The sequence below is a fragment of the Polaribacter gochangensis genome, from assembly GCF_046224025.1.
Lineage (GTDB): Bacteria > Bacteroidota > Bacteroidia > Flavobacteriales > Flavobacteriaceae > Polaribacter > Polaribacter gochangensis.
This window is the reverse complement of the sequence record NZ_JBJXRF010000001.1, coordinates 487,234-500,242: the sequence shown is the minus strand read 5'-3', so window position 1 is coordinate 500,242 and position 13,009 is coordinate 487,234. Positions and strand designations below refer to the sequence as shown.

The window sequence follows — 13,009 nt, the reverse complement described above, 5'->3', positions numbered from 1 at the left end:
ATACAATGAGCAAATTAATAGACAGTTTTGGACGACAAATAAATTACGTTCGGTTAGCAGTAACCGACCGATGTAACTTGCGTTGTCAATATTGTATGCCTGCTCACGGAATTGAAATTGTGCCAAGAAAAGAATTATTAACCTACAAAGAAATGTATCGTGTAATTCGTGTGCTTACAGAATTAGGCGTCAATAAAATTCGATTAACAGGTGGAGAACCCTTTGTTCGAAAAGATTTTATCGGATTTTTAGAAATGTTGTCGTTCAATGATTTGTTAGACGATATCAATATCACAACAAATGGCGCGTTGATTTCTAATCATATTGAAACCATTGAAAACCTTAAAAAAGTAAAAAACATCAACTTAAGTATTGATAGTTTACAGGCTGATAAATTCAACGAAATTACACGCAGAAATGTGTTTGATGAAGTGTATAAAACCATGGAAGCGTTAGAAAAAAGCAGCATGAATTTAAAATTAAATGTTGTTGTGCAATCTGGAATGAACACCAATGAAATTACAGATTTTGTTCGGTTGACAAAAGACAAAGATATTGCCGTTCGTTTTATAGAAGAAATGCCTTTTAACGGAAAAGGACAACGTGAAATGCAAGAAGCGTGGAATTACAACAAAATTTTAAACGAGATAAAATCGGAGTTTGATATTACAGAAATTCAGTCAGAGAAGTCATCAACATCACGTAATTTTTCGATAGAAAATCACAAAGGTTCTGTCGGAATTATTCCGGCTTTTACCAGAACTATTTGTGGCGATTGCAATCGAATTAGAATTACATCCACCGGAACATTTAAAAACTGTTTGTTTGATGATGGCGTTTTTAATTTAAGAGATTTTATTAGAAATGGAGCGAGTAATGACGATTTAAAAGAACTTTTTTTATCCTTGGTAAAAGAGAAACCAGAAAATGGTTTTATAGCAGAAGCAAACCGGACAAAAGGAAATGTTTCTGAAAGTATGAGTACCATTGGAGGATAGTTCAATGTAAAAATGAATTAATTGAATAATGTAACAATGTCACCTCGAGAGGAGTCGAGAGGACTTAATTAGGATGATTTCAGTAGAACAAGCCTTACAAACCGTTTTAAACTCAGCCCAAGATTTTGGTGTTGAGGAAATTCCGTTTATCAAATCGGTTGGTAGAATTTTAAAAGAAGATATAAAAGCCGATAGAGATTTTCCGCCATTTAATAGAGTTTCTATGGATGGAATTGCCATTGATTTTAAAGAGTTTAGTTCTCGACTCCGCTCGAACAGACATTTGCAGTTTACAATTGAAGGAATTCAAGCTGCTGGAAGTGAACAAATAACACTGCAAAACCCAGAAAATTGTATTGAAGTTATGACTGGCGCAGTATTGCCAAAAAATTGCAATACGGTTATTCGATATGAAGATGTTGTTATAAAAAATGGTATTGCAATAATTAATAAAGAAGGCATTAATCACGCTCAGAATGTTCATAAAAAAGGAAAAGACGGAAAAGCAGGAGATGTATTAATCAAACAAAATACCATCATTTCTGCGGCAGAAATTGGTGTTTTAGCTACGGTCGGAAAATCAATTGTAAAAGTTGCAAAACAACCCAAAGTAATGATCGTTTCTACTGGCGATGAACTAGTTGGTGTTGATGAAATTCCGTTAGCACATCAAATTAGAAGAAGCAATGTGTTTACCTTAGTTTCATTATTAGAAAAAGTACACATTCCATCAGAGACAGCACATCTTACGGATGATAAAGCAATATTGAAAGAGAAAATCAAATCGTTTTTAGAAAACTACGACGTATTACTTTTTAGCGGTGCAGTGAGTAAAGGGAAATTCGATTTTTTACCAGAAGTTTTTGAAGACTTGGGCGTTGAAAAATTATTTCATAAAGTTGCTCAAAGGCCAGGAAAACCATTCTGGTTTGGAAGCACAGCTTCTTTTAGTTTGAGTGAGCAGGATGAAGAAAACTATATATTACAATCAAATAAACGTACTGAGAATAAATGCCAAAAGAAGACAATTGTCTTCGGATTTCCCGGAAATCCAATTTCTACATTTGTCAATTGTTTGGCGTATTTTTATCCTTGGTATTACAAATCTGTTGGAGTTGATCAGCAAGAAGAAAATGCAATTTTAAATGAAGATGTAACTTTTAAACCCAATTTAACTTATTTTTTACAAGTAAAATTAACATATAGATTTGGACATTTAATTGCAACTCCAATTATAGGAAATGGTTCTGGAGATTTGGCAAGTTTGGTAAATGCAGATGCATTTATTCAGTTGCCAGCGAACCAAACTGAATTTAAAAAAGGAGAAGTTTTTAAGATAATTCGCTATCGCGAATTATAGTTTTTAATGCTTAGTTTTGAGTATTCTGATGTCAGTTCGAGTGAATTTTGAGGCACGAAAAATTTGTATCGAGAACTTTTCAATTATAAAAGGCATCATGAAAAAAAAGGCATTATGAAAATCTACTATGTTTACATTCTAAAATGTTCAGATAAAACATATTATACAGGATTTACTTCAGATCTAGAAAAGAGAATTATAGAACATCAAGAAGGGAAGCATCTAGAAAGTTATACGTATAAAAGAAGACCTCTGAAATTGGTTTTTTATGCTGAATTCACAAATGTAGGATTTGCAATTGATACAGAAAAACAGATAAAAAAGTGGTCAAAAGTTAAAAAGGAAGCATTAATCAATGATGAATATGAAAAACTCCCTAATTTAGCAAAGAAGAAGTTTAAATAGCTTCTCGATACAATTTTCTCATAAAATCGAAAATCACTCGAAGTGACAATACGCACTGTCAGTTCGAGTGTCATGCCAAAGATTGATGTTTCGAGAACACTTAAACTAAAAACTAAACATTTAAACTAAAAATTATTTAAATGGATTTTACACATTTAAATTCCAAAAACAACCCTAAAATGGTAAACGTTTCTGATAAGAAAATTACCAAAAGAACCGCAACTGCAAAAGCAACGATGTTTTTAGGAACAGTAATTATTTCTCATTTTACAAATGATGAATTGATGACCAAAAAAGGCCCCGTTTTTCAAACGGCAATTATTGCGGGAATTCAAGCTGTGAAAAAAACCTCAGAATTAATTCCGATGTGTCATCCGTTATTAATTAACGGAGTAGATATTGATATCGAAATTGTGGATGCAGAAAATATTGAAGTTTTTTGTAAAGTGACTATTGAAGGAAAAACTGGAGTTGAAATGGAAGCTTTAACTGGCGCAAATATTGCTTGTTTAACGATTTATGATATGTGTAAAAGCATTTCACAAAAAATGATAATTAAAGAGGTAAAACTTGTAGAAAAAACAGGCGGAAAATCAGATATAAAAGCTCAATAAATGGATGTCATTTTGAGCGGAATGAAATGAAGTAGAAAAATCTAATATGATAAAATTTCTAAGATCTCTCCATAAAGTCGAGATGACAAAGAGCCTTATAGAAAGTTCAGCATAAAATGAAAACACACACAAAACATACAAATTTAACACGAAGAGAAAACGGAAATTTCGCCCCAAATGAAATTGCTGTTTTAGGAACAACATGTGGTGTAATTGCAGATTTGGTAAATCAAGTTTCTAAAAAATTATCAAATTATAAATTGGCGTATTTTGATGCTTCACATGCAAAATCTCTCGACTCCGCTCGAGATGACAAAAATTTGTCAGAATTTGTGTTTCATCACGAAGGAAGTTTACAAATAACTACTTCTGGAAACATTAATAAATTTGAACAACGTTTGCAATTTGCACAATACGATTTTGTGTTTATCAATGGGAATCATTACGAAGGTTCAAAACAAATCGTGTTTTTAGATCCAGCAAAAGAAGCATCCATTAATAAACGAATTGATGAAATTTCTGACATTCAGTTTTTTGTGAAATTAACGAAAGATGTAGCCGTTTTCCAATCGTTAGAAGATAAGTTTTTGAATTGGGAAGAGATTCCACAATATGAAATTGATGATGTAAAAAATATCACAAATCATATTACGAAAATAGTTAAAAAAACAATTCCGAATGTAAAAGGCTTAGTATTGGTTGGCGGGAAAAGTACTCGAATGGGAACAGACAAATCTCAATTAAATTACTTTGGAAAACCACAAAAAGAAATCGCGAAAGAATTGCTAGAAAATCACAGATTAGAAACGTTTTTTTCTGTGCAAAATTCATCAGGAAATAAAGATGAAATTCATGATACATTTTTAAATTTAGGTCCGTTTGGAGGAATCTGTTCTGCGTTTCAAAAAGATCCAAATTCGGCTTGGTTAGTCTTGGCAACAGACCTACCTTTTGTAAATAATGAATTGATAAAATTATTATTAGAAAAAAGAAATCCAGTAAAAGTTGCCACCGCAATTAAAGGAAAAGGAAAGGAATTTGTAGAGCCATTAATTACCATTTACGAGCCAAAAGCATATCCAATTTTACTGCAATATTTAGCACAAGGGTATTCTTGCCCGCGTAAAATGTTAATCAATTCTGATGTTGAAATTGTTGAAGTTTCTGATGCTTTTATCAGAAATGTAAATACGCCAGAAGAGTTTGAAACAGCAAAAAAAGAGATAAATAATTAAGATGTCACCTCGAGCGGAGTCGAGAGGTTTTAAGTAGTTCTCGACTCAGCTCAAACTGACATAAAAAGATACTGAAACAAGTTCAGCATAAAATGAAACCTAAAAAAGAAGAACTTTTTAAACGTCAAATCACCTTATCAGAAATTGGTGAAGTTGGACAACAAAAACTACAAAACGCAAGTGTTTTGGTTGTTGGTTGTGGCGGTTTGGGAAGCCCGATTGCGGTACATTTGGCAACAAGCGGAATTGGAAAACTTCATTTGGTAGATTTTGACACCATTGATGTGAGTAATTTGCACAGACAAGTGTATTTTTCTTTGGATGATGTTGGGAAATCAAAAGCAGAAATAGCAGCAAATTTCATAGAAAAAAGAGCGCCATTTACAAACGTGAGTTTTTCTACTGAACCCATCACAAAATCGAATGTTTTTGAGTTGATTGAAAATGTTGATATTGTTGTTGACGGAACAGATTCTTTACCAACAAAATATTTGCTAAACGACGCTTGTGTCATCAAAAATAAACCATTGGTTTATGGTTCTTTGTATAAGTTTGATGGTTATGTTGCCAGTTTTAATGTAAAGCAAGAAGATGGAAAATATTCTGCGAATTTGAGAGATGCTTTTCCGAAGATGGCATCTGATATTCCGAATTGCGAAGAAGCAGGAACCTTAAATTCTATTGTAAGTTTAATCGCTGCGCAACAAGTAAATGAGGTTTTAAAATTAGTTACAGGAATTGGAAAACCACTAACAAATGAGTTGTTAATTTATAATTCTTTGCAAAATTCTCAACTGAAAATGAAGTTACAAAAGGCAGTTTCAAAATCAGCTATTGAAACTATTTTTAAAAAAGAAACGTATTTTGATGCCAGTTGCGAAATTCAAAACCCAGATTGGTTGATTTCTGCTCAAGATTTAAAAGAAATTATTTTGGACACTGAGCGTAGTCGAAGTGTAGAAATTATTTCTGTTTTAGAAAACCTACAAATACCATTCAAAGTTGATAAAACACTTTCAATTTCTAATTTTAATGTTGAAGAATTTCAAATAGATGTATCAAAAAAATATGTTTTGGTCTGCCAAAAAGGAATCACAAGTTATAGAGCAACAGCGCTTTTAAAAGAAAGATTCCCAAGTGTAACTATGTTAAGTTTAGCTGGCGGAGTTACAAACTATTAAGGATGCGCATTTACCCAAACTTCACCGTCAGAAAAATGTTCTTTTTTCCAAATAGGAACGGTTTCTTTTAACGTATCAATTGCAAACTGACAAGCATCAAAAGCGGCATTTCTATGTTTTGCAGAAGCAGTAATAATTACAGGAATATCTCCAATTTGCAACATGCCTTCTGCATGATGAATGGCCATTTTTACAATTGGAAATTTATCTAAAGCCAAATCTGCAATTTTTTGCATTTCTTTCATTGCCATTGGTTTGTATGTAGAGAAATCTAACTGTTTTACTTCTTTTCCCTTTGTGTCGTTTCTAACAGTTCCTACAAAGGCTGAAATTCCGCCACAAGAAGCATCCGTTACAAAATCGTAGCATTCTTGTAAGTCTAATTTATCAGAAGTAATTTTTATTGATGTTTTGCTCATATCTGTTACAAAAATAGGAAATCAAAATGTATCTTTGTGTTGCTAGTTATAGAAGTTTAAAAAATGAAAAAAATATTTAGAATTGTTAGTTTTTTAGAAGGTATTTCTTACTTATTGTTGCTTTTTATTGCAACTCCAATAAAATATTTTGGAGACGATGAAAGCTACGTAAAAATGCTTGGAATGCCACACGGAATTCTATTTATGGTATATGTTGTTTTGGCATTTATGCTAAAACCAGAAGAAAAATGGAACGGAAAAACTTTTGGAATTGTATTGGTAGCTTCTATTTTACCTTTCGGAACTTTTTATGTTGATAGAAAATATTTACAAGATTAACCTCCACTAACCGGCGGAATAATTGCTACAACATCATTTTCTTTTAACACAGTTTCGTTAGAAGCATAAGCTTCATTTACGGCAATTGCATAGGAATTGATATTTTCTAACTGCGGATATTTGGTTTTTATTTCTGTTTTAAAATCAGCAATTGTACAATTTTCTAACACTTCAAACTCTACCGAAGAAGTTTGGAGTAAATCTGTTGCAATTCCGAAAAGTAAGACTTGTATCTTCATGCTATGACATCCATAAATTTAATTCTGTTAAAAAAGTCCACTTTCCATTTTTCTTTTCCATAAAAATTAAGCTCCCAGAACCACATAAGCTACCACAATGATATGAATAATAAAAACAAGCATATTTTTCTTTATAACTTATTTTTGAAAGTTCTATAACAATGTTTGAATTGTATTTTTTTTGAATTTTATCCCAAGACCTATCAATGTTTTTACCTCTTTTATTAAAAAATGAGTAGAATTTTCTAGAAGAAATAATATTGATATTTGAAACTTGATTTACTTTTATTTTTTCTCTATTTATACTTGGATGATTATTGAAGTTATCAATTAAATTACTTAAAGCAATTTTTAATGATTTTTCAGTTGAAATTTTTTTAATAAAATTTTTATTATTGATTGAAGAAGTTTGAACTCTTAACATAGCAAAATCTTGAATGCTATCTTTAGTATATTCTTTTTCTATTGAAAAGTCTTGTTTATATTTTTCAACATACTTTTCTATTAAAATAATTGAATTTGTTTTATCAAAAAAGTTATTAATTTGCCTATTTATAGCAAAATTATATATTTCATAATTATCTTCTTGAGTTTGAGAGAAACTAAAGTTAGAAGAAATAAAAAACAATAAACAAAGAAAATATTTCATCAATCAAATTTAATCAAACAAACTCAAACTAAAAACAAATCCTTGTTGTTTTTGGTTGATGCCTCCTTTAGAGATTACATAATCTACTCGTAAAAAACGCCATTTTCCAAAACCAATATTATCTAAACCGATAGAAGCTTCCGTGTACGGTTTTCTATCGCCAGTAAACAATCCTTTGGCACCAGCAACAACATGAAAATTTAAAGCGTTTATCAGAGGAATTTTTCCTAATAAAAATCCTTTAAAATTATGTTCGCCATGAAATTCCGCAAATTTATTATTGGTGCTATACGCGTAATAATCTAACAAATTAAAATGATTTGTTGTTCCGCCACTTGGAGAAATAGCTAATTTATTTCCGTTAAAATGTGCATAATCCATAAAGGCAATATTTTTTTGCTCTAAAAACATTCCTGCTTTTATACGATATTTTGTATTTCCTAAATTACCTAAAGAAAAATTTTGACGAAGTTGCGTAAAGACATAATCAGAATTATGTTGATTATTGTCTGCGCCAAAAGTTTTTCTGTAACCTACATAAATGGACGGATAACTATTATTGTAAACCGTAAATTTTCTATCTGGATACGATAAATATTTTGTCCCAAAATTGATGGTTGTACCAAGATTTAATGTCCAAATTTTATGTGGTGTAAAAGATGAAGAAAAATTTGTAGGACTCTGTGGATCGTTTGATGCATATTCTCTATTTGCAATATTTTTAGCACTATAATTTGTTGTGTTTACCAAGGCTTTTCTATCAGCAAATTCAAGAGATCCGTTAAATCGAAATCCATTTGTGATTTCTCTTGAAAAAGAAACATTCGCAAATGTTTTTTCATAAATTTTCATGTAATTTCTTTCAAAATAAATTGAATTTATGGTGTTCCAAAAAGGTGAAATAGGGTTTGCGCCATTAAATTGTCTTGTTGTAATTCCCCCAGAAAAACGCAAAACAGGTCGACTTATATTGTTCCATTTATAACCAAAAGATGCTGTTGGTCTTAACTTTTTATCAGAAAAGCCGTAATTAAAATTTGTTCCAATATTTATCCATTTTCCGGATTCATTTAGTTCTTTAAAATAACGCATTTCTAGTGTAGAATTCCAGCCTTGAACTGTATTAAAGTTAAGATCAGTAATCGGAGAACTAATGTTAAAATTCCATTTTTCGTAACTGTTGTTGTAAGAATAACCAGATAAAGGGAGTGACCAAGAAAGCTTGTTGTTTTTTGTATCTACAGAATCTAAATATTTTTTAGAACTTCTTATTGTTTTTATACTGTCTTTAACCACATAATCGGTTACTTCTTCTTTGGTTAAAGGAACAGGTCTTAACAATTTCCAATACACAGAATCTTTTTTTGTTGCTTCTTTTTCAAAGGATAAAATTTCCTTCCCGAAGGTATTTTCATCAAAAGTTGGATTGAAATTATAGTTGCTGTACGCAGAAGAAAATCGTCCATTTATGTTAATTCCGAACAAACCAATTTTAAAATCAATAGTTTGAGAAATTACAACCCAAGCATTATTTTTTGCTGATTTATTAAATGTTTGTTTTAAACGCAACACATCTACCATTGGTAAATTTACTTGCACTCCAGTTACAGAAACTTCTGAACCATACAGCGCCCAATCATCTTCTACAACGTATAAAAAACCATTAAAAACCCGATCGTTTTTCCGCTTTGGTAAAATGGCAATTTTGCTAATTAATTGTCCATTTTTATCATAAAATGTTCCAACTAATTTATAATCGTAATAACCAAAAGCATAATTAGAAATTGGAGAAATAATTTCGTTTCCTAATTCAATAGTGTTTTTATACAGGTTAAAATTTACATCTTCGGCTCTGTTAAAACTTACGCCATTATCTCTTCCGCTAACTTTAGACGCAACAATATGTTCTTTAAAACTATTCGGTTTTTGATGCGAAATTTTAGAAACAGTTTCTGATAAATAAATAATTCCGCTTCTTGTAGAATCTAATCCGCCACCTAAATCGCCTAATTCTTGTCCTAAAATTTTCTTCGGTGCATTTTTAATTTTGTACAAACCTCTTGAATAAAAATCGGCAGTAAATTTTTGAATTTTACTTTCATTTTTCTTCTTGTTAGCAATTACATTTCTAATAATTTTATTGGCTGGATTTTCATTACTACTAATCTCAACTTCGTTTAACGTGATTTGCTCTTCAATCAATTTTGCGTTTAATTGAAAAGGAAAAGAAGTAATTTTAACAGCTTTTTTTACTGTTTTAAAACCTAAAAACTGAAATACAACGGTATAGTTTCCTGTTTTTTTAAGGGGTAATTCATATTCGCCATCATTATTAGAAGTTGTTCCAGTAATTGTTCCTTCTAAATAAATACTTACAAAAGATAACGGAGAATTATTGTTGTCAACAATTCTCCCTTTTATTTGAGAAAAAGCTGAAAACGAGACAAATAAAATAATAAATGTGAAAGTTTTTTTCATAGTTTTTTAAAGTTGAACTGTACAAACTTATCAGTTGTAAAATTAAATTGTACTTTTTATTTTGTTAAAGTAGATACAATTATTTCTTAAAAATAAGTTTTCTTTTTTAATAGACGCTTTGAGTTCCTTTTTTGTTACCACACCAAGCTCTTTTTTTAGTAAAAACACGTTTAAAAAAGAGTATATTTGTTGGTTCATAGAAACAACAACATCATGAGTGAATCTAGGAAAAGACACGAAGCTTTATTATATCATGCAAAACCTAAGCCAGGAAAAATTGAGGTAATTCCTACTAAAAAGTACGCTTCACAACACGATTTATCGTTAGCATATTCTCCAGGAGTTGCAGAACCGTGTTTAGAAATAGAAAAAGATCCAAATAACGCATATAAATATACAGCAAAAGGAAATCTAGTTGCTGTAATTACGAACGGAACCGCGGTTTTAGGACTTGGTGATATTGGTGCATTAGCGTCAAAACCAGTAATGGAAGGAAAAGCATTATTGTTTAAAATATTTGCTGATATTGACGTTTTTGATATTGAAGTTGATGCAACAGATGTAGATAAATTTGTAGAAACCGTAAAAGCAATTGCTCCTACTTTTGGAGGAATTAACTTAGAGGATATTAAAGCTCCAGAAGCTTTTGAAATAGAAAGAAGATTAAAAGAAGAGTTGGATATTCCTGTGATGCACGATGACCAACACGGAACCGCAATTATTTCTGCCGCAGCGTTAAAAAACGCTATTGAAATCACAGAAAAAAATATAGAAGAAGTTCAAATTGTTGTAAACGGAGCAGGAGCTGCGGCAATTTCTTGTACAAGATTGTATTTAGCATTAGGTGCTAAAAGAGAACACATTGTAATGTGCGACAGTAAAGGTGTTATCAGAAAAGATAGAACTGATTTAACATCGCAAAAAGCCGAGTTTGCCACTGATAAAAAGGATGTTTTTACTTTAGAAGAGGCAATGCATAATGCGGATGTTTTTATTGGATTGTCTAAAGGAAATGTGGTTTCTCCAGAGATGTTATTATCGATGGCTAAAAACCCAATTGTATTTGCAATGGCAAATCCAGTTCCAGAAATAGAGTACGATTTAGCGATCAGAACTAGAGAAGATATTATTATGGCAACAGGAAGATCTGATCATCCTAACCAAGTAAATAATGTACTTGGGTTTCCATTTATATTTAGAGGAGCTTTAGATGTTAGAGCAACAAAAATTAACGAGGAAATGAAAATGGCAGCCGTTCACGCCTTAGCAGATTTAGCCAAAAAAACCGTGCCAGAACAAGTGAATATTGTATACGATGAAATTAGCTTGTCTTTTGGTAAAGAATATATCATTCCAAAGCCTTTTGATCCACGTTTAATTTATGAAATTCCGCCAGCAATTGCAAAAGCCGCAATAGATTCTGGAGTGGCATTAGAACCCATTACAGATTGGGAAAAATACCAAGGAGAATTGATGGAGCGCTCTGGTACAGGAAGTAAAGAAATCAGATTGTTACACAACAGAGCAAAGAACAATCCTAAAAGTATTGTTTTTGCAGAAGCAGATCATTTAGATGTTTTAAAAGCTGCACAAAGAGTTTATGACGAGAAAATTGGAAACCCTATCTTATTAGGAAAAAAAGAAGTTATCTTAGAGTTAAAAGAAGAGATAGGTTTTAACGCTGATGTACCAATTATAGATCCAAAAACAGATGAAGAAAGCGAACGTAGAAATCGTTTTGGAGAAATTTATTGGAAAACTCGTCAACGAAAAGGAATAACATTATCTCAGGCTCAAAAAATGATGCGAGAGCGTAATTATTTTGCAGCAATGATGGTAAATGCAGGCGAAGCAGATTCGTTAATTACCGGATATTCTAGGTCGTATCCATCGGTGGTAAAACCAATGTTAGAATTGATAGAGAAAGACCATGGAATTACAAGAGTTGCTGCTGCAAATTTAATGTTGACCAAACAAGGACCAATGTTTTTAGCCGATACAACCATTAACATCAACCCAAATGCAAAAGATTTGGCAAAAATATCGCAATTAACGTATTCTTTAGCGAGAATGTTTGGTGTAAAACCCAATATAGCCATGTTGTCATTTTCTAACTTTGGATCATCAGAATCTGAAAGTGCTCTAAAAATTAGAGAAGCTGTTTCGTATATTCATAGACATTTCCCGCAAGTTGTAATTGACGGAGAATTACAAGCAGATTTTGCTTTAAATAGAGAAATGTTGGCTAAAGAATTTCCGTTTTCTAAATTAAATGGGAAAAAGGTAAATGTGCTTATTTTTCCTAATTTAGACGCTGCAAACATTACTTATAAATTAATGAAACAGGTTGATGAAGTTGAATCTATTGGTCCAATTATGATGGGATTAAAAAAACCTGTTCATATTTTACAATTGGGTGCTAGTGTAGATGAAATGGTTAATATGGCTGCAGTTGCTGTTGTTGATGCGCAACAAAAAGAAAAAAGAAATTCTGAAAAACACTAAATGATTACACAAATAAAAGGAAGATTAGTAGAGAAAAACCCAACGTATGTTGTGATAGATTGTGCTGGAGTTGGCTATTTACTACACATTTCTTTAAATACATTTTCTACTTTACCAGATAGCGAAGCAATTACATTATTTACGCATCTATCAGTTAAAGAAGATTCTCATACGTTGTTTGGTTTTATTGATAAAACGGAAAGAGAAATTTTTAGATTGTTAATCTCTGTTTCTGGAGTTGGACCAAGCATTGCTAGAACCATGTTATCTTCAATGTCATCTCAAGAAATACAACAAGCAATAGCATCAGAAAACATCCCTTTAATTCAGTCGGTAAAAGGCATTGGAGCAAAAACAGCACAACGTGTAATTATTGATTTAAAGGATAAAATTTTAAAAACGTTTGATTTAGACACAATTTCTGTTATTAAAAACAATACGAATAAAGATGAAGCGTTATCTGCATTAGAAGTATTAGGTTTTAACAGAAAACAATCAGATAAAGTATTAAATACAATTTTAAAAGAACAACCAGAAGCTACTGTAGAATTGTTGATTAAAGGTGCATTAAAAAGTTTATAATTACA

The 13,009-nt window shown here is 31.4% G+C and carries 13 protein-coding genes; 9 read left to right on the top strand and 4 right to left on the bottom strand.

Annotated elements, in window-relative coordinates; all coding sequences use genetic code 11:
• Nucleotides 1-5 precede the first annotated feature (5 nt).
• The 6 genes from moaA (at nucleotide 6) to ACEWL1_RS02290 (ending at nucleotide 5,793) form a co-directional block, all read left to right on the top strand.
• A complete protein-coding gene (gene moaA, locus ACEWL1_RS02315) occupies nucleotides 6-998 on the top strand; it encodes a GTP 3',8-cyclase MoaA (RefSeq protein WP_409231669.1) in 993 nt (330 codons plus the stop codon).
• A gap of 73 nt (nucleotides 999-1,071) precedes the next feature.
• The gene (locus tag ACEWL1_RS02310; protein WP_409231668.1) at nucleotides 1,072-2,358 is read left to right on the top strand and encodes a molybdopterin molybdotransferase MoeA; all 1,287 of its coding nucleotides are present in this window, start codon (nucleotides 1,072-1,074) and stop codon (nucleotides 2,356-2,358) included.
• 114 nt (nucleotides 2,359-2,472) lie between these two features.
• Nucleotides 2,473-2,763, top strand: coding sequence for a GIY-YIG nuclease family protein (locus tag ACEWL1_RS02305; protein ID WP_409231667.1), 291 nt, complete (start codon nucleotides 2,473-2,475; stop codon nucleotides 2,761-2,763).
• A 140-nt stretch (nucleotides 2,764-2,903) separates the two neighbouring features.
• Nucleotides 2,904-3,377: a cyclic pyranopterin monophosphate synthase MoaC gene (gene moaC / locus ACEWL1_RS02300; RefSeq protein WP_409231666.1), complete on the top strand. Its 474-nt coding sequence runs from the start codon at nucleotides 2,904-2,906 to the stop codon at nucleotides 3,375-3,377.
• Between the two features lie 116 nt (nucleotides 3,378-3,493).
• Nucleotides 3,494-4,612 (top strand): NTP transferase domain-containing protein, encoded by a 1,119-nt coding sequence (locus ACEWL1_RS02295; RefSeq protein WP_409231665.1) that lies wholly within the window; start codon nucleotides 3,494-3,496, stop codon nucleotides 4,610-4,612.
• Between the two features lie 92 nt (nucleotides 4,613-4,704).
• The gene (locus ACEWL1_RS02290) at nucleotides 4,705-5,793 is read left to right on the top strand and encodes a HesA/MoeB/ThiF family protein (protein WP_409231664.1); all 1,089 of its coding nucleotides are present in this window, start codon (nucleotides 4,705-4,707) and stop codon (nucleotides 5,791-5,793) included.
• On the opposite strand, the gene ACEWL1_RS02285 is transcribed toward ACEWL1_RS02290, so the two are convergent.
• Nucleotides 5,790-6,212, bottom strand: coding sequence for a molybdenum cofactor biosynthesis protein MoaE (locus ACEWL1_RS02285; RefSeq protein ID WP_409231663.1), 423 nt, complete (start codon nucleotides 6,210-6,212; stop codon nucleotides 5,790-5,792). The genes ACEWL1_RS02290 and ACEWL1_RS02285 overlap by 4 nt on opposite strands.
• Before the next feature lie 63 nt (nucleotides 6,213-6,275).
• Here ACEWL1_RS02285 and ACEWL1_RS02280 point away from each other — a divergent pair, with 63 nt between their 5' ends.
• On the top strand, nucleotides 6,276-6,551 hold the full coding sequence (locus ACEWL1_RS02280; protein WP_409231662.1) for a DUF3817 domain-containing protein: 276 nt from the start codon (nucleotides 6,276-6,278) through the stop codon (nucleotides 6,549-6,551).
• Here ACEWL1_RS02280 and ACEWL1_RS02275 read toward each other — a convergent pair.
• Genes ACEWL1_RS02275 through ACEWL1_RS02265 form a run of 3 tightly spaced genes read right to left on the bottom strand, consistent with a single transcriptional unit; the run spans nucleotide 6,548 to nucleotide 9,917 of the window.
• Complete coding sequence (locus tag ACEWL1_RS02275; protein ID WP_409231661.1) at nucleotides 6,548-6,790, bottom strand: MoaD/ThiS family protein; 243 nt, start codon at nucleotides 6,788-6,790, stop codon at nucleotides 6,548-6,550. The two genes, ACEWL1_RS02280 and ACEWL1_RS02275, sit on opposite strands and share 4 nt — an antisense overlap.
• A gap of 1 nt (nucleotide 6,791) precedes the next feature.
• A complete protein-coding gene (locus ACEWL1_RS02270; RefSeq protein ID WP_409231660.1) occupies nucleotides 6,792-7,439 on the bottom strand; it encodes a hypothetical protein in 648 nt (215 codons plus the stop codon).
• Nucleotides 7,440-7,448: 9 nt separating this feature from the next.
• A complete protein-coding gene (locus ACEWL1_RS02265) occupies nucleotides 7,449-9,917 on the bottom strand; it encodes a DUF5686 and carboxypeptidase regulatory-like domain-containing protein (protein ID WP_409231659.1) in 2,469 nt (822 codons plus the stop codon).
• A 213-nt stretch (nucleotides 9,918-10,130) separates the two neighbouring features.
• Here ACEWL1_RS02265 and ACEWL1_RS02260 point away from each other — a divergent pair, with 213 nt between their 5' ends.
• Both ACEWL1_RS02260 and ruvA read left to right on the top strand, forming a co-directional pair.
• Entirely contained in the window at nucleotides 10,131-12,422 is a 2,292-nt protein-coding gene (locus ACEWL1_RS02260; RefSeq protein WP_409231658.1) for an NADP-dependent malic enzyme, read from the top strand.
• Nucleotides 12,423-13,004 (top strand): Holliday junction branch migration protein RuvA, encoded by a 582-nt coding sequence (ruvA, locus tag ACEWL1_RS02255; protein WP_409231657.1) that lies wholly within the window; start codon nucleotides 12,423-12,425, stop codon nucleotides 13,002-13,004.
• Nucleotides 13,005-13,009 lie beyond the last annotated feature (5 nt).